The sequence below is a fragment of the Neptuniibacter sp. QD29_5 genome, assembly GCF_047778125.1.
GTDB lineage: Bacteria > Pseudomonadota > Gammaproteobacteria > Pseudomonadales > Balneatricaceae > Neptuniibacter.
The window spans coordinates 133,153-157,109 of the sequence record NZ_CP180556.1; the positions used below are offsets into that span (position 1 = coordinate 133,153).

21 protein-coding genes are annotated in these 23,957 nt (G+C 44.7%); 11 read left to right on the top strand and 10 right to left on the bottom strand.

Going from position 1 to position 23,957, the window contains the following annotated elements; translation table 11 throughout:
- The first annotated feature begins 267 nt into the window (after positions 1 to 267).
- The 10 genes from ACMXYR_RS00570 to ACMXYR_RS00615 all read left to right on the top strand — a co-directional run bounded on the left by ACMXYR_RS00570 (position 268) and on the right by ACMXYR_RS00615 (position 14,362).
- Positions 268 to 2,247, top strand: a complete 1,980-nt coding sequence (locus tag ACMXYR_RS00570; protein ID WP_415902497.1) for a TonB-dependent receptor plug domain-containing protein — start codon at positions 268 to 270, stop codon at positions 2,245 to 2,247.
- Positions 2,244 to 2,816 (top strand): YfiR family protein, encoded by a 573-nt coding sequence (locus ACMXYR_RS00575; RefSeq protein ID WP_415902498.1) that lies wholly within the window; start codon positions 2,244 to 2,246, stop codon positions 2,814 to 2,816. Before ACMXYR_RS00570 ends, ACMXYR_RS00575 begins: the two co-directional genes overlap by 4 nt.
- The gene (locus ACMXYR_RS00580) at positions 2,817 to 4,883 is read left to right on the top strand and encodes a putative bifunctional diguanylate cyclase/phosphodiesterase (protein ID WP_415902499.1); all 2,067 of its coding nucleotides are present in this window, start codon (positions 2,817 to 2,819) and stop codon (positions 4,881 to 4,883) included. It begins immediately after the preceding gene.
- Between the two features lie 522 nt (positions 4,884 to 5,405).
- Entirely contained in the window at positions 5,406 to 6,413 is a 1,008-nt protein-coding gene (locus ACMXYR_RS00585; protein ID WP_415902500.1) for an AAA family ATPase, read from the top strand.
- A gap of 10 nt (positions 6,414 to 6,423) precedes the next feature.
- Positions 6,424 to 7,347: a DUF58 domain-containing protein gene (locus ACMXYR_RS00590; protein ID WP_415902501.1), complete on the top strand. Its 924-nt coding sequence runs from the start codon at positions 6,424 to 6,426 to the stop codon at positions 7,345 to 7,347.
- Positions 7,347 to 7,820, top strand: coding sequence for a DUF4381 domain-containing protein (locus ACMXYR_RS00595; protein ID WP_415902502.1), 474 nt, complete (start codon positions 7,347 to 7,349; stop codon positions 7,818 to 7,820). Before ACMXYR_RS00590 ends, ACMXYR_RS00595 begins: the two co-directional genes overlap by 1 nt.
- The gene (locus tag ACMXYR_RS00600; protein WP_415883087.1) at positions 7,813 to 8,796 is read left to right on the top strand and encodes a vWA domain-containing protein; all 984 of its coding nucleotides are present in this window, start codon (positions 7,813 to 7,815) and stop codon (positions 8,794 to 8,796) included. Before ACMXYR_RS00595 ends, ACMXYR_RS00600 begins: the two co-directional genes overlap by 8 nt.
- Positions 8,796 to 10,589, top strand: a complete 1,794-nt coding sequence (locus ACMXYR_RS00605; RefSeq protein ID WP_415902503.1) for a VWA domain-containing protein — start codon at positions 8,796 to 8,798, stop codon at positions 10,587 to 10,589. Before ACMXYR_RS00600 ends, ACMXYR_RS00605 begins: the two co-directional genes overlap by 1 nt.
- Positions 10,583 to 12,304: a BatD family protein gene (locus tag ACMXYR_RS00610; protein WP_415902504.1), complete on the top strand. Its 1,722-nt coding sequence runs from the start codon at positions 10,583 to 10,585 to the stop codon at positions 12,302 to 12,304. The genes ACMXYR_RS00605 and ACMXYR_RS00610 overlap by 7 nt, the downstream gene beginning before the upstream one ends.
- A gap of 321 nt (positions 12,305 to 12,625) precedes the next feature.
- Positions 12,626 to 14,362 carry a methyl-accepting chemotaxis protein gene (locus ACMXYR_RS00615; RefSeq protein WP_415902505.1) on the top strand — a complete coding sequence of 579 codons (1,737 nt, stop codon included), beginning with the start codon at positions 12,626 to 12,628 and terminating at the stop codon, positions 14,360 to 14,362.
- A gap of 78 nt (positions 14,363 to 14,440) precedes the next feature.
- Here ACMXYR_RS00615 and ACMXYR_RS00620 read toward each other — a convergent pair whose 3' ends face one another.
- From ACMXYR_RS00620 to yghU, 9 genes are all read right to left on the bottom strand, one after another.
- On the bottom strand, positions 14,441 to 14,941 hold the full coding sequence (locus ACMXYR_RS00620; RefSeq protein ID WP_415902506.1) for a DsbE family thiol:disulfide interchange protein: 501 nt from the start codon (positions 14,939 to 14,941) through the stop codon (positions 14,441 to 14,443).
- A gap of 4 nt (positions 14,942 to 14,945) precedes the next feature.
- Positions 14,946 to 15,701, bottom strand: coding sequence for a formate/nitrite transporter family protein (locus ACMXYR_RS00625; RefSeq protein WP_415902507.1), 756 nt, complete (start codon positions 15,699 to 15,701; stop codon positions 14,946 to 14,948).
- Between the two features lie 43 nt (positions 15,702 to 15,744).
- Positions 15,745 to 16,365, bottom strand: a complete 621-nt coding sequence (locus tag ACMXYR_RS00630; RefSeq protein ID WP_415902508.1) for a hypothetical protein — start codon at positions 16,363 to 16,365, stop codon at positions 15,745 to 15,747.
- Entirely contained in the window at positions 16,328 to 16,990 is a 663-nt protein-coding gene (locus ACMXYR_RS00635; RefSeq protein ID WP_415902509.1) for an SCO family protein, read from the bottom strand. The genes ACMXYR_RS00630 and ACMXYR_RS00635 overlap by 38 nt, the downstream gene beginning before the upstream one ends.
- A 1-nt stretch (position 16,991) precedes the next feature.
- Positions 16,992 to 18,446, bottom strand: a complete 1,455-nt coding sequence (locus ACMXYR_RS00640; RefSeq protein ID WP_415902510.1) for a cbb3-type cytochrome c oxidase subunit I — start codon at positions 18,444 to 18,446, stop codon at positions 16,992 to 16,994.
- Positions 18,447 to 18,456: 10 nt separating this feature from the next.
- Positions 18,457 to 18,975: a hypothetical protein gene (locus ACMXYR_RS00645; RefSeq protein ID WP_415889877.1), complete on the bottom strand. Its 519-nt coding sequence runs from the start codon at positions 18,973 to 18,975 to the stop codon at positions 18,457 to 18,459.
- 13 nt (positions 18,976 to 18,988) lie between these two features.
- Positions 18,989 to 19,306 (bottom strand): c-type cytochrome, encoded by a 318-nt coding sequence (locus tag ACMXYR_RS00650; protein WP_415902511.1) that lies wholly within the window; start codon positions 19,304 to 19,306, stop codon positions 18,989 to 18,991.
- Between the two features lie 324 nt (positions 19,307 to 19,630).
- On the bottom strand, positions 19,631 to 20,299 hold the full coding sequence (locus ACMXYR_RS00655; protein WP_415902512.1) for a glutathione S-transferase family protein: 669 nt from the start codon (positions 20,297 to 20,299) through the stop codon (positions 19,631 to 19,633).
- A gap of 54 nt (positions 20,300 to 20,353) precedes the next feature.
- Positions 20,354 to 21,211, bottom strand: coding sequence for a glutathione-dependent disulfide-bond oxidoreductase (yghU, locus tag ACMXYR_RS00660; protein WP_415902513.1), 858 nt, complete (start codon positions 21,209 to 21,211; stop codon positions 20,354 to 20,356).
- 128 nt (positions 21,212 to 21,339) lie between these two features.
- On the opposite strand from yghU, the gene ACMXYR_RS00665 reads away from it, so the two are divergent.
- Positions 21,340 to 21,921, top strand: coding sequence for a TetR/AcrR family transcriptional regulator (locus ACMXYR_RS00665; RefSeq protein WP_415902514.1), 582 nt, complete (start codon positions 21,340 to 21,342; stop codon positions 21,919 to 21,921).
- 61 nt (positions 21,922 to 21,982) lie between these two features.
- On the opposite strand, the gene ACMXYR_RS00670 is transcribed toward ACMXYR_RS00665, so the two are convergent.
- Positions 21,983 to 23,842 (bottom strand): methyl-accepting chemotaxis protein, encoded by a 1,860-nt coding sequence (locus ACMXYR_RS00670; protein ID WP_415902515.1) that lies wholly within the window; start codon positions 23,840 to 23,842, stop codon positions 21,983 to 21,985.
- Between the last annotated feature and the right edge of the window lie 115 nt (positions 23,843 to 23,957).

Below are 23,957 nucleotides of genomic sequence, written 5' to 3' on the forward strand. Positions count from 1 at the left end.
GTTTTATGTTAGGCAAAGAGCCTCAAAATAGTTTGTCTTTATGGTTGAATAAAACGATTACAGCCGGCTGGGTGGTATGAGGCTTTAGTCCAGATTATATGATCTGTGACAATAGATTAGAAAAATAAGATTGTTTTTATGAGTAAAAAATAAGATTATCGAAGTAGAGTGAGTTAATGTTTCTGATGATTTTATTTATAAAATCAATGAGATAATGAATAACTTGTACGTTTACCAAAAAATAAAAAAAATACAGGGTAATCGGGAATGTTTAATAGCGAGACGCAATGTTGTGCAGCATTGCTTGTGTCTGCGGCTTTGTCCTATCCAGCTTATGCCGTCCCTACCGAAGAAGATTTTACGCTCCTTTCACTGAATGAATTGGTGGAATTGGAAGTGTTTACTGCAGCTTCCTTACTGCCTACACAGACCAAAAAAGCGCCTGGAACAGTTTATAGTTTTCAACGCCAAGATTTTGATTTGTTCGGGGTGCGCAGATTAGACGATCTGTTAGCTTTCGTCCCTGGACTTCAGCTGAATCAATATCGTAAGCGTCATCGCTCAGTTTGGGCTAGAGGTTTGTTAGATCGCTATAACGATAAAATGGTTCTGATGGTAGATGGCGTCCGAATTAAACATCTCTACTATGGTCATTTTTCATTAGGTGACAATCTACCGTTGGAATTGATAGAGAAAGTAGAAGTTATTCTCGGTCCTGCTTCAAGTCTTTATGGGGCTAATGCATTTGGAGGGATTATTTCGATCACTACCCGCGAATTTTCAAATGCAGATCAGTTGGAACTGACGGCTGAGGTGGCGGATAACGATAGGAAAAAAGCGGGAATTCTCTATAACACCCCAGAAGTACAAATCTTTGCTAGTGCCCTTGATCAGGATGCTCCGTTTCGTGAAGACCGGAAAAGCTTTATTGGCGGTGATGTTTTACAGCCTCTAGATGAAGAATTCCAAAACCTGCACATTAAGGCTAGTCCAATGCCGGGCCTGACACTCAGCCTGATGTTGAATAAATCGGAAACTCCTTTCTTAAATATACCTACGACTCAAGATGCTTTTATTGATGAAGATTTTCTATCACTCTCTTTAGATTACCAATGGGGAGATCTACAAAGCGGGAGAGTCGAGAGCAAGCTTTACTATCAGGATGATAAGACGAGAGAAATTGAAATTGAGCAAGAAACTCGTGCCTTAGGCTATGAAGAATATCAGGATGCCACCATGGCAGGGGCTTCTTTTACCTGGCTTAAGGCTTTCGGTGATCATTCTTTAGCTGTTGGGAGTAGTTGGCAATATGAAAAAGCTAAACGCACTGATTTTGAGCGATTTTTTCACTTTAAAGATGGCTTTCTCAGTCCAACAGAGAAGGGTAATCTGCTGAATGAACCAGGGATAAGTAATAATGATTGGGCGTTATTCATTCAGGATGTATGGCAGGTAAATCCTGAGCTAGGTCTGACTTTTGGTGGTCGGTACGATCAGTTTGATTCTTTTGGTGGATATTTTAATTACCGCGCCGCAGCAGTATACGCACCAGATGACCGTAATACTTGGAAAGCACAATACGGTACTGCAATTAGAACACCGACATTTCGTGAATACCTCAAAGTATTGGAAGGAACCAACTTCGAAGCCCCTGAAGTGGAAGCTGAAGAAATCAAGTCGTTGGAGTTGGCTTATCAATATCAGTGGGACCAAGCAAATATAAGCTTGAATCTTTTCCACAATGAACTTGAAAACTACATAAGTGAAGTGCCAACACCTGATATGGCGGATGAATATTTCGCTAATGTTGATGGCACTGTTCAAATGCGTGGAGCTGAAATGCTTCTCAACATGCGACCACTAGATCAAGTGAATGTTCGTTTAGCACTGGCTTACTTAGAAACAGATTCTGAAACAATAGAGTTACCTTATCTGGCTAGTTGGAGTAGTAGCTTTAAAGTTGATTACCGATACCTGTCTAATCATCTGATTGGTTTTAGCTTAGTTCATAGTGATGTGCGTGAAGATACAAATAACTTTGAGCGCGACAATGCTGATGAGTTTGTCATCACAAATTTGTTTGCTTCAGGGGAATGGAAAGACGGATTGAGTTATCGATTTGGGGTGGACAATTTATTTGATAAAAAGGTTTACGACCCGGCTGCTGATTTTGGTTCTCAGCATAATAATGAGCGCAGTGAACGGGAAATATGGTTCAGCCTGAAATGGAATAAAAATCTTTTATGATATTTCGCTGGAAGCTTTTCTCTTGGTTTAATCTCTTAACCATCCTGTTCTGTTTGGCGCTGGCTACCAGTGCTTGGGCTGATCATGGCGAAAAATTACATCGTGTGAAAGCTGCTTTTATTTTCAATATTGCCAAATTTGTGAGTTGGCCTGATTCTCATTCAAACCAAGAGCATCTCAACATTTGTTTTTATCGTACCGATTTTATTGGTAAAGGGTTCGATTCAATTGTAGGTCGAGATGTACATGGGAAAGTCGTGAAGAGTTCTACTATTCAGGATCTAACCCATGCTAAATCGTGCAGTATCTTGTTGATCAGCAATGAAGAGCTTTCTCAATATCAGCTAGATTATGCTGCCAGTGGGCCAGAAGTCGGGCTGTTAACAGTTGCAGATCTTACCACTGATGTGAAGCAAGGATTGCTTCTGCCAGGGGTATTATTAAGCCTAGTAAGGCGGGGATCTAGTATCGGATTTGATGTCAGCCTAAAGCAGGTTCATGAGCGTAAACTCCAAATGAGTTCGCAGTTACTTAAGTTGGCAAATATTTTGGATAAGGAGGATATTTAATTGTTAATAAATAGTCGCCTAATTCAGAAAAAGTTAGCGATTTTGTTGTTCTTAAGTAGCTGTATTGTGTTGTCGGTAGCAACGATTGGCTTTGCAATAAGTGATTGGATAAATTCACGTAATGATTTAATAAATCGTATCCAGTCTCAGGCTAGCGTGATAGGAAACAACAGCGCTGCAGCTTTGCTCTTTGGGGATCACCAATCTGCTACTGATACTCTTGCCTCCCTCAGAGGAGAGGTCAATGTGGTTGCAGCTTATCTTTATGATGCTGATCAAAATGTGTTTGCTAGCTTCAAGAGAGCTGAACATGAACCTTCAGTAATATGGCAAGCAGAACAGAGTGGTCTTGTTGACGGTTATTTTTATACCAAGCATGAAATTAGCTGGGATCAGGAGTATCTAGGTTTTGTTGTCTTGTATTCCGAAATGGAAAGTTGGAAACAACAGCAACTTAAGCGAGTTGCTGTATTAGGGTGGTTATTTCTAGCTGCTTTATTACTTGCTGTCCTTATTGCCAGTACGGCTCAACGCGTAATTACCTCTCCCATATTAAAATTGGCAAGCACTGTCAGAAATATCACTAGAACTCGTGATTATAAGTTGAGGGCAGATAAAGCTTCTCAGGATGAAATAGGCGTGTTAGCTGATGACTTTAATGAGATGTTGCATCAAATTCAGCTTCGAGATAACGAGCTTCAGCAAGCTAGGGATAATCTAGAGGATAAGGTTAATGAACGTACAGATGAACTGTATGAATTAAATAAAAGGTTGGAACATCAAGCATTTCATGACCCATTAACGGGTTTGGCTAACCGAGCAATGCTAGATGAGACCCTGCAGGGTGCGATAAATTTTGCTCAACGTCATGGACAGCAACTTTCTCTGTTTTTTCTCGATCTTGATAGATTTAAAGGTATTAATGATAGTTTAGGGCATGATATTGGGGACAAACTGCTGATCAATTTAGGTCGTAAACTAAAACAAAACTTACGCAGCAGTGATACCTTGGTCCGTTTAGGGGGGGATGAGTTTGCAGTCCTACTGCAAGATACCGCACCCGATGTGGCCGCAGAGGTGGCTCAGAAAATTATAGATACCATAAGTGAACCTGCCGAAATCAATGGTTATAGCCTTCAAGTAACAACGAGTATTGGTATAAGTGTTTATCCTGAAGATGGGACAAACGCATCTACGATTTTAAAAAATGCTGATACAGCAATGTACAGCTCTAAAGAAGCGGGTCGTAATCAGTTTAGTTTTTATGCTCGAGAGATGAATGAGCGGACCGAGCGAAGGATGTGCTTAGAGAGTAAATTGCGTAAAGCTGTGAAGGAAGGCTGCTTTGATGTTTATTATCAACCTAAGTGGGATAGTCGTTCGTTAAACTCTATTGGGCTTGAGGCGTTGATTCGTTGGTATGACCCTGATGAAGGGTTTATCTCACCAGCAGAGTTTATCCCCCTAGCGGAGGACTGTGGGTTAATTGGTCAGATCGACAACTGGGTCATGGAAACCGCATGTCGAGAGTTATTAGAGTTATATGACGGAAAACCGACCCTTTTATTGTCTGTCAATTTTTCAGCTGCGCATTTTTTGCGTCAGGGTGTGTCTGAACAGGTCACCTCTATGCTGGTAGAAACTAAGTACCCTGCTGATAAACTAGAACTAGAAATTACAGAAACCGTTATAGCTTCAGAAATGGACGATATTTATGATCAATTATGTGAAATTCGTGAGCTTGGAGTAGAAATCTCAATAGATGATTTTGGAGTGGCTTACTCGTCGCTAAGCCGGTTGAAACAACTGCCACTTAACACCTTAAAGATTGATCGGTCATTTATTCAGGATATAGGTCAGGATGATGATGACGAGGTGATTGTTCGCACCATAATTGATATGGCACATAACCTGAACTTAAAGGTTGTAGCTGAAGGTGTAGAGACTGAGCAACAGTATCAGTTTGTAAATAAATATGGCTGCGATGCAGTACAAGGCTTTTTATTTGCACGCCCCCATCCTATATCAGAACTAAAAGCTGTGTTGAACGTAAAAAGACCTAATTAAGCCGAACAAATATTTTTTTAAAACGCTAAGTCGTATTTATCGATACACATTCTTACAAGAATTTGTATCGAAATCGCCATACAATACGAGTATCTAAAGCTTTTGAGCTTAAATTGTTACTATTTTAGCGTTCTTGGTTTTGTAGCCCTCATCGATTTTATTACCTTTACTTGCATTTTAGGTTTCCAGTACAACCCTTTCCCGCCATTTTCTGCATGAAAAGAAGAGTTCAAAGTGGTCAGGTAACTGCTTTCTCTACAGTCATTTTCAACCATCGTCGTTGTAAGTATATCTGCGATAAAAACTATCTACGCTGGGTTACGTTGTAGTGATAGCTTGAAGAAGTTTTGTGAGCGTAAAAAGTTACATTGAACTGTTAATGACAATGAGTATCTGATTACTACCTTTTGGTCGGTAAATTAGATCGAGTGGCAGAGTTGAAAATGGGGATGCTAACCGCATATAAATAGGCATCTCATTCGTAACGTCATTGTGCAAAATTAATAAAAACAGGAGCTTAGAATGACAGTAGAAGCCACTGCAAATACGGCATCGAGTCAAACATTGCAGAGTAAACTGATCGGGCTATCAGAGGCTTTAAAGCAGAAAGTCATTGGGCAGGAAGCCTTGGTTGAGCATCTGTTGATTGCATTGCTTACGGATGGACATGTTCTACTGGAGGGCCCTCCAGGTTTGGCGAAAACCCGCACCGTACATGCCCTAAGTGATCTATTAGAAGGAGTATTCCATCGTGCCCAATTTACGCCGGATCTTCTGCCTAGTGATATTACCGGTACTGAGATCTACAACACGCAAAAGGGCGAGTTTAGTTTCCGTCAGGGACCTCTGTTTTGTAACTTATTACTCGCGGATGAGATCAACCGTGCGCCAGCAAAAGTACAGTCAGCGTTACTAGAAGCGATGGCTGAGCGACAAGTCACGGTTGCAGGTAAAACTTACCCATTGTCTAAATTCTTTATGGTGATGGCGACGCAGAACCCGCTGGAGCAAGAGGGAACTTATCCACTGCCCGAAGCTCAGCTAGACCGTTTTATGCTGCATATCCGCGTTGACTACCCTGACCATAATCAAGAGAAAGAGATCCTGCGTTTAGTACGTGATGAGCATAATTCCGAGTTAGCGGGCGAAGCCGCTCATATTGATGTTGCGTTGACCGAGCAGGAATTATTCGCAGCTCGCTCCAGCATTATGCAGGTCTACATGGCAGATAATCTTGAGGATTATATGATCGCCCTTGTGATGGCGACACGTAATCCAGAGGCTTACGGAGAAGACCTGAAAGATAGCTTAGTCTTTGGCGCAAGCCCACGTGCGAGTATTGCTTTGGATCGCGCTGTGCGTGCTAAAGCTTGGTTGGCCGGACGTGATTTTGTGACTCCAGATGATATCCAAGAGATTGCACCAAGCGTGCTAAGACACCGTATCGGCTTGAGCTATGTGGCTGAAGCGCGAGGTTTAGATAAAGATAAATTGATCGCCGAACTGATCAACCGCGTAGCGGTACCTTAGGGATCAATCTATGTTCTTAGGGGAAGCAAGCCCAAGGCCTGTACCATCCGCACGACACTTCATCAGTGTGGATGAACTTATTAGCCTACGGTTCTGGCCGCCTGCGCGACAGAATAGCCGTGAGCGTATGGCGATTCGTGAAGGTCATCATCTGAGTCATATTCGTGGTCGCGGTATGGAATACGATGATGTTCGTGAATATCAGCCGGGTGATGACATTCGTCATTTGGATTGGCGCTTGATGGCGCGTACTGGTGAAGCACATACCAAGCTTTATCGAGAAGAACGCGAACGCCCTGTTTTTCTACTGTGCGATCTTCGCCACAGTATGCAGTTTGCGACTCGCGGGCACTTTAAATCGGTGTTGGCTGCTTATGCTAGTGCGATGGCCCTCTGGACCACGCTGGCGAATGGCGACCGTGTTGGTGGAATGTTGCTAAGTGAACAGCAAGAGCAGCTTTTTAAGCCAAGCAATAGTCGCCAGCAATTGATGCAGATGATTACCGCATTATCTCAAGGCGTTGAACCTACTGAGCAGATCACTGAACGTTCCTTGGCACAGTCACTAGCGCGCTTAGAGTCGATTTTAAGTAGTGGCAGTATCCTCTATATTTTCAGCGACTTTCACGATGTTGATGAAGAGACCGAACTGCACCTGATGCGTCTGGCACAACGTTGCGAATTGAAGTTAGTGCTGATCTCCGATCCGTTGGAACAACAACTGCCAAGCAGCGGAAAATCGTATCGTTTTAGCGGCTTAGGGCGTGAACTGTTGGTCTCTGCCAATCAGGCGCAACAGCTTAAATATCGTGGCCAGTTTCAGCAGCGATTACAGTTATTACAAAATCTGCACAACCTACGTGGCGTTGAGTTTGCCCATTGGCAAACAGATCAGCACCCGTTATTTCAATTTAATTCTCAGGAGGTGAGCTAGTGGACTTTTCCCAGCTACCTCTGCGTCCCATGCAGCAGCCAGAGATGATTGGCTGGTGGCCTTTAGCCCCAGGCTGGTGGTTGTTAATTTTGCTTAGTATTGCGTTATTTATTGCAGTGGTGTGGTTTGGCTATCACTACCTGAAGAAAATGCGGAACAACCCAAATCGTTGGGCGCTACAAGAAATTAGCGCCATTCAAGCAAACTACCAGCAACATCAAAATAAACGGATTTTGGCAGAAGAGTGTAATACGCTGTTAAAACGCCTAGCGCTAACCCTGTATTCTCGCCAAGATGTCGCTGCGTTAAATGGAACCGCTTGGACCGATTTTTTAGCTAAGCAAAGCCATTCGGATACTTTAACGGTGTTAGCAGTAGCGCCTTATCAAGCATCACCTGAGTATGATGCCGAAGCTTTGTTAGATGCCTGTAAAGGTTGGCTAGCTAATGCTCGAGGGCCTGCCGATGTTTGAGTTTGCGTGGTGGTGGCTCTGGTTACTTTTACCTCTGCCTTGGTTGGTTAGGCGATTTTCTAAGCCTTCAACAGATCAGGGTGGGGCTTCGCTGCATGTACCATTTCTTGACCAGATGGAACAAGCGGTTGGGCCGCAACAAGGTGTATCAACCCAACAATCCTCTCCATGGCGATTAGTGCTGCTTTACCTTATTTGGGGATTGTTGATTGCGGCTGTGGCTAAACCCCAGTGGTTAGGCGAACCGATTCCACAGCGACTGGAAGGCCGTGATCTGATGATGGCGGTGGATCTGTCGGAAAGTATGTTGGAACAGGACTTTGAGGTGAATGGCCGTTGGGTGAGCCGACTGGCTGCAACCCGATTAGTTGCCGGCGATTTTATAAAACGCCGCGAAGGGGATCGCGTTGGTCTGATTCTTTTTGCAGAACAGGCTTATCAACAGGCGCCTCTGACTCATGACCGCGATACGGTTAAAACTTTGTTAGACGAAGCTCAAGTGGGGTTGGCGGGTAAAGCTACAGCAATTGGTGATGCTATCGGCTTGGCGGTGAAACGCTTCAAACAGATGGAAAATGAACAACGCATTCTGATTCTGATCACTGATGGTCGCAATACTGCGGGGGTGCTCAAGCCATTGCAGGCGGTGGAGTTAGCAAAATCAGAGGGGCTTAAAATTTACACTATCGGCGTTGGTGGCGGTAGCCAAGGTGGAGTTTTAGGTTCGTTCTTTGCTCAAGGTTCTGATCTGGATGAGAAGACGCTAACGGCTATAGCTGAGCAAACTGGTGGTCGATTCTTCCGCGCTTATGATCTGGATGAACTCGCAGAGATTTATGCTGAGTTAGATGAATTAGAGCCGGTTGAACAAGACTCCGAATTTTTCCGCCCTATTGATCCGCTATTCCACTGGCCGCTTTATGCCGCTTTTGTGTTGGCATTGATCCTAGCGATCAGCTTAAGGGGGCGTAACTGATGTTTTCTGATCTTCAGTTACAACAGCCGCTTTGGTTGCTGGTTATTCCTACGGCGTTTGTGCTTATTTTATGGCTACAAAAGCGCACTGCTGATGCCCAAGATTGGTCTGAGGTGTGTGATCCAGAGCTCCTGCCGTTGTTAAAACAGCAGGGAGCACAAAAGTTAAAACGCAATTGGTTGCCGTGGAGTTTATTTGCGGCGGTGATCCTGCTCGCAGTCGCGGCTACGCAACCGGTGTGGCAGAAACAACCGCAACCGGTATTTAAGCAAAGTGATGCCTTAGTGCTTGCCTTGGATCTGTCAGCGTCGATGCATGCAACCGATCTAAAACCGAGCCGCCTGCAACGGGCCAATTTTAAGATTAAAGATCTACTCAAAAAGCTCCCAGATACAGAAATTGCGCTAATTGTGTATGCCGGAGATGCCTTTGCGGTAACGCCGCTAACTGAGGATAGCGATACTATATTGGCTGCCTTACCAGCGATGACTCCGGAAATCATGCCGGTACAAGGAAGTCGGGCTGATCGTGCCTTAGTGCTAGCCGATCAGATGTTAGCGCAGGCCAATATTCAAGGCGGTAATATCCTATTGGTGAGCGATGAAGTCTCACCAGCTCAAGTCGCAGCCGATGCCAGTCGTATTCGCAATCAAGGTCGTAAGATCTCTATTCTGGCAGTAGGTTCGGCCGAAGGCGGCCCTATACCTACCGAATATGGATTCTTACGAGATCAGCAGGGAAATGAAGTTATTGTGACCATGAATATTGGGCTGATGGCTGAAGCCGCTGGTCTTGGTGGTGGTCAGGCGCAGTTAATTCGTGTGGACGATCTGGATATCGATTATCTGATCGCTGGCCTTAAGTCTGGCGAGGATGCCGCCGTAAATGTCGATAAAGATATTGAACGTTGGGTTGCCGAAGGCCCCTGGTTTATCTTGCTGGCATTACCGTTCTTACTACCTCTATTTCGTCGCGGTTTGTTTAATCTGACGTTGCCTATTGTCGTAATAGCCTCTGCTGGCGTTTCCCAGCCAGCGCATGCTGATTGGTGGCAAGGGCTGTGGAAAACTCAAAATCAGCAAGCAGCTGAAATTTATCAACAGGGTGATAAAAGCGCTGCGGCGGAGTTGTTCACAGATCCGCGTTGGAAGCAGCTCTCGCACTATGAGAGCGGAGATTATCAACAGGCTTTAGACAGCCTGCCAGAGCCTGAAACTGTGAATGATTTTTATAACCATGCTAATTCACTGGCCAAGCTCGGGCAGCTGGAGAAAGCACTAGAAGCCTACGATAAAGCGTTAGCTGAAAGGCCTGATTTTGACGATGCTCTGCATAATCGTAAGCTGGTTGAAGAGTTGCTAAAGCAGCAAGAGCAACAGCAACAAAGCGACGATCAGAATAAAAAAGACAAATCTGATCAGCAGAAAAAGGACGAGAAACAGTCAGGCCAAGATTCTCAAAATGATCAGAGTAACGCTTCTGAGCAATCATCCGATCAGCAGCAAGAACAGCAACAACAGATGGATCAATCATCTTCATCTAGACAAAAAGATCAGCAACAGATGGCTGAAGAGCTTAAGCAGCAGTTGGATGAAAAGCTAAAAGATGCTGAGCAGCAAGAACAGAAGCTTGATAGTGCCGAACAAACTCAGCCTCTGGATGAAACTGAGCAATCTAATCAGCAGATGTTAAACCGAATTCAAGATGATCCAGCGGGTCTGTGGCGACGCAAATTTATCTATCAATATCGTCAGCGTTCCGAGCAGCCTGCAGAGGAGGATAAACTATGGTAAATGGAATTAAATTATTTACCGCAGCAACTCTTTTACTCTTTAGTCAGTTACTGATGGCTGCGATCAGCAGCGAGATTGATCGCAATCGTATCGAGCAGGGCGAGTCCTTCCGTCTGATTCTCAAGATTACAGCGAATGAAGCTAACCAAGTTGATCTAGAACCCCTGCATAAAGACTTCCAGATTCTAGGGCGCAGTCATCAGTCCAGTACAACTTTCCAAAACGGGTCGCTAAAAAGCACGACTAAACTGGTTTTAACGCTATTTCCAAAGCGAGCAGGCCAGTTAACTATTCCTGCCTTGGAACTTGAGGGAGAGAAGAGCAATGAACACAGTATTGAAGTTGTTGAAGTAAAGCAGCCTTCAGCGGTTGATGGTGGCGTAGAGTTCCTTTCTACCCTATCTGATAAAACACCCATCGTTCAGCAGCCGATTATCTATCAATCCAGCCTGGTACTGGGTCGTAAAATTTATGATGCTGGTATCCAAGAACCTCAAGTGACCGAGGGCAAGGCTTTAATCGAAGCTCTGGGCGAACAGCGTCAGTACGAGCAAGAGCTAAATGGTCGTCGTATGCTTGTGATCGAGCAGGCATGGCTGATTACGCCACAACAAAGTGGCACTCTAAAAATCCAAGGGGCGCGTTTGAGCGGCCAAGTTCCAGATGGTCGACCAGATCCTTTTAGAGGTTTTAATACTAGGGCTGTACGTAGAATCTTTGTGCCTGCAGAGGATTATGAAGTTGAGGTTCAGCCAATTCCTGCAGAGTTTACCGGTGAGCATTGGCTATCAGCGAAAGAGATCAATTTGAGTAGTGATTTTGATCGAGTTATCGACAGTTGGAAGCAAGGAGAGCCGGTCACACGAACGTTGACCTTAGAGGCCACAGGCGTAAAAAAAGAGCAGCTACCTGAATTGGTATTGCCGGAAGTGCCAGGCCTAAAGCAATACGCAACCAAACCGCAAATCGAGCAGTACTACGTCGATGGTGAACTTACCCTAAGTCTTAAGCTTGAGGTCACTGTGATCCCTGAACGCGGTGGCAAAGTCACGTTACCCGAAATACAGCTTCCTTGGTGGAACACTGAGGCTAAGAAACAGGAAGCAGCGAGCATCCCTGCTATCAATATTGATGTTGAAGCGGATGCAACAGCCTTGGCTCCTAGCTCTCCGCCGCAGGTACAACAGCCGTTATCCACAACGCTATCAACGCAAGCGCCTCAGATCGTCGAAAATAGCCCTGTGGATAATATAAATAGCCAACAGGTTGTTGTGAACGAGAGTGAAGTATCACCTTGGTTAACTTTAGTTGTGGGTATCTTAATTGGGGTTATCTTATCCACAGCGGCATTTTTGCTATGGCGAAGAAATCTGCCACGACAGGTTATACAGGAAGAAATTAAAGCGGTTGATTCGGTGCCAAGTTTTAAAAAGCTAAAAGAGGCTTGCTTAGCAAACAACGCACAAGAAGCACGAGCAGAGCTGATCACTTGGGCGCGCCATCGATATGTCGCTTGTAACCACTTGAATGACCTATCCGATAGAGTCAGCCCAGAGTTCAAACACGAGATCGAATTCCTCAATCGTAGCTGCTTTGCTAGTGATAACTGTTCATGGGATGGCAAAGGACTGTTGAAACAGGTTGAGGCTGAGAACAACCGTGAAAATCGGCTCGCGGCAGGGGAAGCTGGGTTAGAGCCACTGTATATGAGCTAAATCAGATTGCGTTTTTTACTTTTGCCCGCCTTAACGTTATTTATTGCAACTTATTGATTTCAAGTGGTCCTGAACAGCTTTTACGCTTTACTCAGGTCCAATTGATACGAGCTAAAAATGGATGAGGCTATTTTTAGTATTCTGTATTTCCTGTGCTATACCTAAATAGGATTTCTTAAGGAACTTACCTAACAAATGGATTTTGTGACCTCTTGAATTACCACATTTATCCGTCAGATGTAGCTTGTTTTATTAAATAAGTTTTGAACGGCTATGGAGTTACGAAATCTTGCAAGGATGAATCAAGAGGTAGTAGTCGCCATGCTAAATAAAATTTCGGTTTCCAAAAAAATAGCCCTGCTCGTTTTATCGTTACTCTCACTTTTATTACTCACTTCAGCACTTGCAATCGTATCTATGGATCAGATTGGCAAAGAGTTAGAGAGTATTGCTCATAAGGATATCCCCCTGATTGAGAAAATGACCAAAATTACGGAATACCAGCTTGAGCAAACAATCCACTTTGAACGTGCAGTTCACTTCGGAACAGTCGGACTGTTGAAGAGCGAGAGTGGTAACAGTCATGGTAGCTATCAGGACAGCTTCTCAAAAGAGCAAGACAAGTTTATTGAATACGGCCGTAAAGTTGATAAACACATAGGATCTACTAAGAAACAGCTTTCTATGATTTTAGATGTGTCTCAGGGTTATAGCGGAGGACTGATTTCTTCCGCTTACGCCAGTGAATCAGATGAATTTCAAATGCTTGCGGAGCAGTTAAAAGCGATTGAAAAAGAGCATGAAGAATTCCAGCAGTATGGTCTTGCTGCAATGAAGGCGATTAAAAATCGAGAATTTGAACGTTCAGAAGCATTTGCTGTTCAGGTTGAAGGGGCAGCAGATAAATTAACCAAGCATCTCGAAGAACTTTTAGCAGAGATTGAAAGGTTTATCCTCGAAGCTTCCGAGACGGCGTTAGCACATGAAAAGTCGGCTTTAACTAATATCGTGATTACGCTGATTGCAGCTTTAGTCATCGGTATATCGCTTAGTGTTCTAATCGCGCGGAATATCACAAGTCGGCTCAAACTATCGGTCGAAGGTATGCGTCATATAGCTGAAGGTGATTTGACTCATGATGTTAAGACCGCAGGTGCCGATGAAATTTCTCAAATGTTGGAGTCTCAAGAAATAACTCGCCAAGAATTACAGAAAACGATCGGGCATATTGTTGAAACCAGCAGCCAGCTTTCTGCAACCTCAGAAGAAGTCGCTACAGCTATGTCGGAAAGTAGCTGTCATGTGCAAAACCAACAAACACAGACCGATACATTATCCGCATCTATGCAGCAGATGAGCGCTACATCAAATGAGATGGCACAGAACATCAATGAGGTGAATGATTCAGTAAATAAAGCTGATGGTGAATTGCAGGATAGTAACCAGATCCTAATCGACACGGTTGAGAGTATTACCCAGTTATCGAATCAGCTGCAAAATTCAGCAGATACGGTGAGAGATTTAGACAGTAGTACTGTAGAAATCAGTACAGTGTTGCAGGTTATTTCTGATATAGCGGAGCAAACTAACCTATTGGCGTTAAATGCGGCGATTGAAGCGGCTCGGGCGGGTGATCAAGGTCGAGGCTTTGCAGTAGTGGCTGATGAAGTAAGGCAATTGGCTTCTCGTACTCAAAACTCTACCTCTGAAATATCAGAGATTATTAAACGATTACAAGATGGTTCTACCCGTGTGGTTAGCTCAATGCAGCAAACCCAAAAGCAAGCGATGTCATTGGTGGACGGGGCTGAAAGGTCTTCTGATTCCTTATCCAAAGTGGTTGATCAGTTAAGTCATATAAATAATATGATGAGTCAGATTGCTACAGCTGCAGAAGAGCAGAGCCTTGTTAGTGAAGATTCCACCCGAACAGTGACGGATATTAACGATCTGGGTCACCAGAATGCTGCAAGTGTGGAGGAAACCTCTCAGGCTAGTTTAGATCTAGCCAGAATGGCGGAAGGACTCAATCAAACGGTCAGTGCTTTCCGGGTCTAGAGAGGGACAAATGTGGTGAGGTAGGTACAGAGAGCAACTGGTCTTAGTTGCTCTCTGTTTTATTATGGCTTTTTGTTATTACAGTTGCTTGAATCGTTGCGCAACATTGGGCCAATTTTCATCGTTCAAGATCCCTATATGTTTGTAGCGTATGCGGCCTGAACTATCGATCAGATAAGTTTCAGGTGCGCCTTTTATCCCTAAAGCCTGACCTAGTTTCCCTTCTGAATCGATTAAACTGCGATCGAATGGGTTCCCTTTTTTGTTTAGCGACTCCAAGGCGTTGTTAGCGGAATCCATATAGGAAATACCAATAATTCGGACGCCAGATTCTTTGAGTTTAATTAAAAAATCGTGCTCTCTGGCACAGGCGACACACCAACTACCCCAGATATTTAGCATGTAGCTACCTTCAATCAGGTCTAACTGAATTGCTTCACCGGTGATTAAATCTGTCAGTTCGATGGTAGGCACCGCTTTATCCTGTTCAACTTGGTTATTGTTCTCTGTTTCTGTACTCGCAAGTACGCCTACCACCGTTACTATCAGAACAGCAGTCAGCCATTTAAAAAGATTCATAAGCTTACCTTTGGGTTTGTTCTGGATTAGGTTGATCAACAATGGTGTTGTTAGGCGTAATCGGATTGCTCTGATACCAATAGCCGAACGCTACAAACAGGGCACCACCTGCAGCGTTACCTAAGGTTACCCAAAATAGATTGTTGGCTGCGCCAGCGAATGAGATACCTTCAACTGCTGGAGAGAGAAGGGCCAAAGAAAAGACCGTCATATTAGCGATGCTGTGTTCGTAGCCAGAAGCGATGAAGGCTAACAAACACCAGAATATAACAATGCATTTGGCTGCTTCACTGCTTAGACGGGCAGAGATCCAGATAGCCAGGCAGACTAACCAGTTACATAAAATTGCACGGAAAAACAGTGCAAGCAGATCTGTATTCATCTTCTTATAAGCGATGGAGTGCAGAATAGTATCGGCGTTTTTAATCAGTCCGCCGTCTGCTAATTTGTATATTAAACCTAAAACTAACGCGCCTAAAAGATTGCCGAACCAGACCCATAAGCACATTTTGACCATCCCGCTTACGGGTAATTGACGTTCTAAGCAGGCAATAGTGCCGTACATGGTGTAGCCAGTGAAAAGTTCTGAGCCGGCAAATACTACAAGGGTAAGCGCGATACCAAATGATGCCCCCATAACCAATTTTCTAAATTCTGCAGGTAAGTCTTGTCCAAGGGTCATAATCAGGATGATACCTAAACCGACATAAGCTCCCGCAAGCATAGCGCCTACAAGCAGGTTGCTTGGCCGCGTTGTCATTAGCTCCCATCGCTGTTTAGCTTGATTGCTGAACTTAGTTATTTCATTTGCATACATGAAGGTAGCCCTTAACTTCAGGGGAAGATGGAATATCAGTCTTTTCTTGGGTTGTGTTATTACCGAACAGGATCTTGGCGACCCATAAAGCGCCGATAACAATCGAAAGCGTTAGTAAGATATGGCCCACTAATTGCTGCTCACCCAATAGATAGTTATTGCATAGGCGATCTGGAGATACTTTGAATAGGTAGCCAAATCGTCCAAGCATTGCCCATAGTTCCAGTAGAAAAACACCTTTTACGAGTGGATGAATACAACGGTGTGTTAGCGACCATGTACAGCCAAGGAGTAACATCGACGTTACCTTTGCAAAGGCGTAAACATTCGAATCCAGAGCCGCATCCAAAGCGCTGGGTAACATCCAGAACAGCCCAACTACAGTAATAACGACAACGCCAGTGATCCCTTGCCAGTTGTATCGATTCAGATAGGTTTGCCAATGTTTAGGTAGTATCTCTCCTGCGAACCAACCAAACAAAACCAGTACAGGCAACTGAAACAGTAGATGCAGAACCATCTGCTCTTCGAGTAGTTCACTTAGTGGGCCGACCGTAAGCAAAAGTAGATTAATAAGCAGTAATAGCCACTTCATTGCCTGCTGCATGGGTGCCTCCTACCGAATGGATCAGGTTCTGACGAATACTCTTAAGTAACTCAGTGCCATGGTTGTAATCGACAATTTTCATCAGTTGGCCCTCTGGAGATATAAGGTGGAGAGCGGAGTTATGGATATAACCTCCCTCGCCATCATTGATAGCGATGACGCCAAATGTCTCTTTTAGGTGCTTCAACTGCGCTTGGTCTTCAACACGGGCTGCTTTCCAAGACGCAGTATCTGCTTTAAAGCGATTAAGATATTCAGCCAACTGCTCAGGCCCATCATTTTCAGGGTCGAAACTGATGGTGAGCAATTGCAGCTGGCGATCACTGATAAGATCCGCAGCTTGACGTTGCAAGCGAGCAAACTCTACACCTAGTCCTAGGCAGACTGTTTCACAACGGGTGTAAACAAAATCAGCAATGACATACTGACCTTGAAAAGCTTCCCAAGAGACAAGCTCTCCTGCTTGGTTTTGGAAAGTCACCTGTGGTGCAGGCAATGGGTTGCGCTCTACTTCAACGCGTCGTTTGGTTTCCGCTGTATACGCTTCAAAACCAAGCGTCTGGTAGTAGAAAACGCCCCCCGCAAGCGCTAATACAATTGCGCTACTTATCAGTGATTTGAACATCTTAAATCTTCGCTTTTGGTAAACGTGCTAGGTTTTGTAGGGTAAAGATCAGGAACCCGATCAGAACCATACTGCCTGCAATCGCACCTAGCTGGGATAGGTATTGCCATTCCGGCAAGTGAACTGCCCAACGTCTAGGCACACTATCTGCACCGCTTGCTAGGAAGGTCAGGATTAAGCCCATAGCGCCAACAAAGTAGGTAGCAAACGCGAGTTTGCCGATAGCACCTGCTTTAGATGGTTGGCTATTAGCAGCTAGGTAGCTGCAGAAACCAATGATCATCGGCAGTAAGCCAAGCACTAAGTAGAAGTGGAAGTGCCCAGGAACCCACATAGTGTTGTGCATTACTTTATTCACAGTCACAGTGGCGTCGATGATTGCCGGAATAACCCCGCCAGCCCAACCGAACATGGAAAGTAGCAGCATAGAACTACATAGATCCCACTTAATGCCAGAACGGTATACGATCATGAGTGCGCCGTACGCTGTTACTGCTAGCACTGGAATACCACTGCAGTAAGACAGAATCTGACCGATAACCAGCAACCAAGGTGGCATTACAAAGTCCATCAACAAGTGGTGCGGATACACAGCCATTACCATCAGTGATGCTGCAGCCCAAGCGTAGTAGAAAGGCTTCGAAACCTTCCACGGACGACCTGTATATTTCGGTAGCAGTTCATAAACAGCGGTGACAGCGGAGTAGATCGTCGCGTTAATGAATACGTGGCCGAAGAAGTAGATCAGGTTTTTGATCAACAGCGGGTCAAGTTCATAGTCTGGCTGGTACAGATTGAATAAGCACAGCACCAGTACAACAGCACCTGCAGCAATACCAATAAAGTTAACGATTAGGACCATGGTCGCAGCAACCACCGTCGTAGGGTGATCTGGATCGACAGGCTTCATGCCAAATACAACCGGTAAACCCAGTGCATTACCTAGATTTCCGTACTTCTTAATTAGCTTGATGCCAATATCCAAGTAAAGAATCAGGAAGCCGGTACCAATCAACAACAGTCCGAGCATAAATACGGCGGCAGATTCTACCGACCAAACGCCCATCGATTTTGCTGGAAGTGGATAGAGGAAGGTCCACGCGCCAGCAAACTTACCGACAAAGATTGAGCCAAGAATCAGCACAACACCAACTAGGAAAATAGCGAAATTAACCCACAATACTTTGCTGCTGAGGTTGATGTATTTACGCAGGAAGTACAACAGTACAGCCGTTCCCCCAAGGCCTGCTGTGCCGACCATACCAGCACCGTGTACCGTCATGATCTGGTAGAAAAGGTCAGCGCCAATTTCAATAAACGTACCTTGTGCTGCTCGCATCGTGACGCCTGCTAGCATCATCAAACTGAAGACTAGCAAACTCGTCATTAGGTAGGCTTTGATGCCCAGTGAAGCAAGCTTATTCTCTTGTTCACTGTAGTTAATTTGTTCAGTCATCTATGCCTCCTTATTTGACTGTTAGTTGTGCTGTCATGGCATGGTGAGCCAGACCACAGTATTCAAGGCACAGCACCTTGTAGGTGCCAGGCTTGTCGAAGGTATACACCAATCGGTTGGTGTATTTCGGCATCGCTTGGGTTTGGGTAAGAAGCGTGCCACTCTCGTCATAGATACCAAATCCATGGGTGGAATCTGCTGAAGTCACGCGAAACTCAATGGTTTCACCAACGTCGTACTCTGTATCGTCAATGGTCCAATACCACTGCTGTCCAACCACATTCACTGGGCTGGCGCCGTCAGTTGCGGAAAACTGTGGAGGTAGCGGGTAAGGCAGTAGCGTCGTCGCTGTTACACCAACGCCAAACACCACAAGAAATAGAAACCACTTTGCTCGGATGGAGTACCAATTACGCTGAACTTCAGCGTAATCGCACTCTTCAGTAGATCGGGAAATGACATAACCAAACACTGGGGCGAGTACCGCCAGACAGAGCAAGGTTAAGATCCATACACTTTGCGCTAACATAAATTACTCGCTATTAGTTGCCTTTAACCATGAAATCCACAACCCGTTTGATCTGCTCATCGCTGCAGTCAAAGCAGGCCCCTTTCGGTGGCATAGCTTTCCTTCCTTTCAGAGCGCTGGTGTACAGTCCTTCAATACCACGCTCGGCCAAACGGGCAGTCCATGCGCCGCGGTCACTCATTTTCGGAGCACCGGCCACGCCATTGTCATGACATGCCATGCATTTTTGTTGGTAGGTAACTTGGCTATCGGCATACACGGCTTCCCCCAGAAGCAGTGGTAATATCAATAGCGGTAGTTTCATTTTTAGTTTCATTGTTCTTACTCTCACCTGTAATCGAAACCTTCCTAAGTCCTTATGCTTTCCCTAGAGCATCAACGATGCTGTATAACGAACACTAAGATGTATAAAAAATACATTTTAATGTTCGAAAAAAACGCCGATACCTTTTGAGCACGGCGTTAAACCAATAACAATATAAATGTATTTTTAATACATTATTAAAATCTCAGTATATATGTCAAGTATTTTGGCAATTTTGGGTTGAGTTATTTGCTTGCGAGAAGGGGGTAAGAGTATGCGAAATGGCGTGAATTCTGCGAGTTTAGGCTCCTTGGCTCATGTACAAATCGAGCCAAGGAGAATCAATCGGACTTAGTAATTCTGCGGGAACAAAGCGCGTTTCGCTTCTTCGTCCATTTCAGATTTAAACTGGATATCACCGCTGATGCTTCTGGCTTTTGCTACTGCTGGACGGGCATCTACCGTTTTGAACCAGCGGGACAAATGAGGGAATTTCTCTAGCTCGTTCTCGCCTAAAACTGGCAGAACACGGTCAATCCAGCCCCAAGCGGCAATATCTACAATGGTGTATGTATCGCCTGTGATATAAGTGTTGTTCGCCAATTGATCGTCCAGCACTTGGTAGTGGCGGGCTGCTTCACGGCGATAACGATTGATCGCGTAAGGTAGGTTTTCTGGTGCTGCGCGCTGGAAATGCACCGCCTGACCCGAATATGGCCCAAGGCCTGATGCGATAAACATCAACCAAGAGAGTAAGTTTGCCTTATTTTCGGCATCCCCCAGAAAGAGATTATGTTTCTCTGCAAGGTAGAGAAGGATCGCTGTGGAATCAAAGACCTTTGTACCTTCATCATCAATCGCAGGTACTTTTCTATTTGGATTGATTGCCGCGTATTCCGGACTGTGTTGTTCTCCTTTTAAAGTATCCACAGGGACTAATTCATACTCTAGCCCCGCTTCTTCAAGAAAAAGAGCGACCTTCATTGGATTAGGGGTTGGGTGAAAATAAAATTTAAGCATAAGTTTTTTTAACCTGTTGATTTAACGTAAATTGAGATGGCTTGTCGTAATTGTTCAGGACTTTAGTTTTAGAACTTGATCTATATCCGTAGCTTGATGCCTATCTCGTAGTTGCTCCCAGGCTTCGCCCCAAGTGCGATTGACGATGCGGCCACGCTGTACGGCTGGTCGTTGCGAGATCTGTTCGGCCCAGCGTTGCAGGTTAGAATAGCTATCGACATCTAGGAAGTTGGCAGCATTGTATTGGTTGCCGCGGACCAGCTCGCCGTACCAAGGCCAGATAGCCATATCTGCGATGGAGTAGTTTTTCCCTGCGATAAAGGTATTGTCCGCCAGTTGTTTATCCAGCAGGTCTAACTGGCGTTTTACTTCCATAGTGAAGCGGTCTATGGGGTACTCGAATTTCTCTGGCGCGTAAGCGTAAAAGTGTCCAAACCCACCCCCTAGATAGGGCGCTGATCCCTGTAGCCAAAACAGCCAATTTAGTTGTTCAGTCTGTTCGCGAGGGTCCTCTGAGAGGAAGTGACCAAATTTTTTAGCGAGATAAAGCAAGATGGCTCCCGACTCAAATACGCGTGTTGCAGTCGAGTCTGAGTTATCAACAAGGGCTGGAATCTTAGAGTTGGGATTGATATCCACAAAGCCGGATGAGAACTGATCTCCTTCACCTATCTGAATCATGTAGGCATCGTATTCTGCTTGTTCAACGCCTACCGCTAGTAGCTCTTCAAGCATAATGGTGACTTTCTGGCCGTTAGGTGTCCCCATTGAATACAGTTGCAGTGGGTGCTCTCCTTTAGGCAGTTCAGCTTGATGAGTCGCACCTGATACTGGGCGATTGATGCTTGCCCATGTGCCGCCGTTCTCCTCTTCATGTTTCCACACTTTAGGTGGGGTGTATTGTGCGTTCATAAGACTTCTATCCTTATCAGCGGAACTAAAATTAAATTGAACGTACGTTCATCTATTTTTATCCTAACTGGACTTGAACGTGTGTTCAAGCTAAAATTTGAACAAATGTTCAATCTGAAGTTTTAATCATGGCTAACACTCTGAAACATGACCGTTCTGAGGTTCTGGATAAGGCAACGAATCTTTTCTGGGAAAAAGGTTTTCACGCTACGTCTATGCGCAATTTGCAGGACCATATTGATATGCGTCCAGGCAGTATCTATGCTGCGTTTGGAAGTAAAGAAGGGTTGTTTAAAGAGAGCCTTAATCACTATGCAAAAGCCAGCTTAGAGCGATTGACGGAAAGCACTAATACGTCCGAATCTCCGCTTGCAGCACTCAAAGCATTTATCAAGGCTGTGGTATTGAATTGCAGAGAGGATACGCCTAGTGAGATGTGCATGTTGGTAAAAGCCATTGCTGAACTGACAGAGGAAAACGGAGAATTGTTAGATGAGGCGAAGGGGCTTCTGAAGGCGGTTGAGCAGGCGCTAACGCAACTGATAGAGCAAGCTCAAGCGGCAGGTGAAGTCGATTCCTCAAAAGGCGCTGCCCGTCTTGCCCGCTATATCCAAATGCAGCTTATAGGCCTGCGCGTATATGCACGAGTTTCACCCGATGAAGATGACTTGGTTGCAATGATCGATGATTCCATTGCTTCGATGGTGTGAAGTACTTGTATTGAAACGGGGCGACAGCTATTAGCTGATCGCCCCTTATTATAGAAATAACCTAGCAGCGGAAAGCTCCGCAGGTTCGTTGTATCTCTTGGACTAATCCAGATAATTCATCTTGGCTGCGGTTAAGAACATGCATTCCATCCACTGTCCTTGTCGCTGCATGACTGACTTGTTCTATATTGTTCCCTAGTCGTTCTGCAGAGGATTGTTGTTCCTGAGTAGCGCATGACATTTGCTCGCTCATGGTGGCGATGCTGGCTACGGCATGATCAATCTCTACTAGCTTGTGATTCAGCTCTGTAATCTGCTCTACACCTTTAATGGCATTTGTTTGGCTACTGGCCATCGTTTTAACTGCTTCAGCAACACTATCTTGTAGTTTAAGGATAATGCTCTGGATCTCTTGAGTAGAGTTTTGGGTTCGCTTAGCTAGATCCCTTACTTCATCAGCCACTACAGAAAAGCCGCGTCCTGTCTCGCCTGCTCGAGCGGCTTCAATAGCAGCATTGAGTGCCAGTAAGTTTGTTTGATCGGCAATATCGCTAATAACTACCAGTACTTTTGATATGTCACTGGTTTGTTCACTCAACCGATTAATAGTACTTGATGAGTCCTCAATATCTCTGGCAAACGCTTTAAAGCTTTGTTCACATTGATTGGTCGTAATGAGACCTGAATTGGCTTGCTCCTGTGCCTCCGACGTAGCATGAGCCGTTGTCGCAGCGCTTTGTGCCACTTCTGATACTGATTGGCGGGTTTGGCAAACTACTGCCGCCATATCTTCAGTGCTGATGTGCTGACTACGACTATCCGTATCCACCTGAGTGACTACAGAACTAAGCTGGGATTCTACGTGTTTCAGTTGTTCAACATTGAGTAACAGCTGGGATACAACGCATCGGGTTTTCTCAATGAACTGGTTACAGTTTGTCGCTACGTCACTGATCTCATCATTACCATCCACGGAGATTTTCTGCTTAAGGTTAGCATCCCCTTGGCCTAACTTCTTCATGGCAGAGGCGACTAGGGCGATGCGTTTTTGGATACTCATAGCTGTCATAGTTGTGACGGTAAAACCGACGATGATAATCAACAGGGCCATAACCAGCATGATGTTTTGCTGGCTTTGAGTATGCTGTTGTACTTCCGGTATTTGGATAGCGGCTAAGTCTGATAGTTCTTTTTCGAGTTCATGTGCGGTGTTTCGCAGATCCTTTCGAATGCCTTTCTGGTGAGAGGTACCTAGTTTTTCAGTTAGCTGGACGTATTGGTTAAAGGTTGCTGAGTATAGGCCTAAGTCTGACTTCAGTTGCGTGAATTGCGCACCAAATATATGACTGTTTTGTTCTAGTTGATTTGTCAGAGAGTTGTATGTGTCGTTAAAATTGCTAACATACTTTGATTCTTTACGCAGCATAAAATCTTTTTCGTGGCGGCGTAAAGAGAGAAGCGTATTTTGGAACACTGGTTGATCCTCTAGTGCAGCAGAGACTTTGTGTGCGGAGCTTCGAAGCTTGCCTAACACACCTTCGTTTTTGCTTAATCCAAGTGCCTTTTGGGTGTTAACAAAATTCTTAAATAGCTCGTTGTAGGTTGTGAGTAATTGTTGAAATTTATCATGGTCAGCACTGAGTCCTAACGTCTGTTTTAACTCTTCTAATGCATGTGAGCGTTGTTCTAGTGCGGTTACACCAGTATCAAATCTTTGTACGTATTTAAGATCTTTACGCTCGAAGAAATCCTTCTCGTTACGTCTTAAATTCAGTAAATCCTGTTGTACATAACTGAGCTCTAGGGTCGAAGCTTTCAGTTGGCTGATGTTATTCAGAGAGTAATGGTTGCTACCCATGATTAGCAGCATACCAACGATAAAAAACAGCGAAATTAATAACAGTTTTCTTTTGATAGTCATATCAACACCTGACATCTTAAAGGGTGCATTTTCTGGTCGTTATTTAACGACTAGCAGGCAGAGGGACTGCTGTTGCATTTAGATATGCGTGCATAGGGTTACCATTAAAAAGGCA

Bases quoted from the DNA above. Each gene is read 5' to 3' on its own strand.
- ACMXYR_RS00625 (WP_415902507.1), bottom strand. From the start codon at position 15,701: ATGACAACGCGGCCAAGCAACCTGCTTGTAGGCGCTATGCTTGCGGGA.
- yghU (WP_415902513.1), bottom strand. From the start codon at position 21,211: ATGAACGCACAATACACCCCACCTAAAGTGTGGAAACATGAAGAGGAG.
- ACMXYR_RS00655 (WP_415902512.1), bottom strand. From the start codon at position 20,299: ATGCTTAAATTTTATTTTCACCCAACCCCTAATCCAATGAAGGTCGCT.
- ACMXYR_RS00620 (WP_415902506.1), bottom strand. From the start codon at position 14,941: ATGAATCTTTTTAAATGGCTGACTGCTGTTCTGATAGTAACGGTGGTA.
- ACMXYR_RS00575 (WP_415902498.1), top strand. From the start codon at position 2,244: ATGATATTTCGCTGGAAGCTTTTCTCTTGGTTTAATCTCTTAACCATC.
- ACMXYR_RS00640 (WP_415902510.1), bottom strand. From the start codon at position 18,446: ATGACTGAACAAATTAACTACAGTGAACAAGAGAATAAGCTTGCTTCA.
- ACMXYR_RS00585 (WP_415902500.1), top strand. From the start codon at position 5,406: ATGACAGTAGAAGCCACTGCAAATACGGCATCGAGTCAAACATTGCAG.
- ACMXYR_RS00605 (WP_415902503.1), top strand. From the start codon at position 8,796: ATGTTTTCTGATCTTCAGTTACAACAGCCGCTTTGGTTGCTGGTTATT.
- ACMXYR_RS00570 (WP_415902497.1), top strand. From the start codon at position 268: ATGTTTAATAGCGAGACGCAATGTTGTGCAGCATTGCTTGTGTCTGCG.
- ACMXYR_RS00590 (WP_415902501.1), top strand. From the start codon at position 6,424: ATGTTCTTAGGGGAAGCAAGCCCAAGGCCTGTACCATCCGCACGACAC.
- ACMXYR_RS00610 (WP_415902504.1), top strand. From the start codon at position 10,583: ATGGTAAATGGAATTAAATTATTTACCGCAGCAACTCTTTTACTCTTT.
- ACMXYR_RS00630 (WP_415902508.1), bottom strand. From the start codon at position 16,365: ATGCAGCAGGCAATGAAGTGGCTATTACTGCTTATTAATCTACTTTTG.
- ACMXYR_RS00635 (WP_415902509.1), bottom strand. From the start codon at position 16,990: ATGTTCAAATCACTGATAAGTAGCGCAATTGTATTAGCGCTTGCGGGG.
- ACMXYR_RS00670 (WP_415902515.1), bottom strand. From the start codon at position 23,842: ATGACTATCAAAAGAAAACTGTTATTAATTTCGCTGTTTTTTATCGTT.
- ACMXYR_RS00665 (WP_415902514.1), top strand. From the start codon at position 21,340: ATGGCTAACACTCTGAAACATGACCGTTCTGAGGTTCTGGATAAGGCA.
- ACMXYR_RS00600 (WP_415883087.1), top strand. From the start codon at position 7,813: ATGTTTGAGTTTGCGTGGTGGTGGCTCTGGTTACTTTTACCTCTGCCT.
- ACMXYR_RS00645 (WP_415889877.1), bottom strand. From the start codon at position 18,975: ATGTTAGCGCAAAGTGTATGGATCTTAACCTTGCTCTGTCTGGCGGTA.
- ACMXYR_RS00615 (WP_415902505.1), top strand. From the start codon at position 12,626: ATGCTAAATAAAATTTCGGTTTCCAAAAAAATAGCCCTGCTCGTTTTA.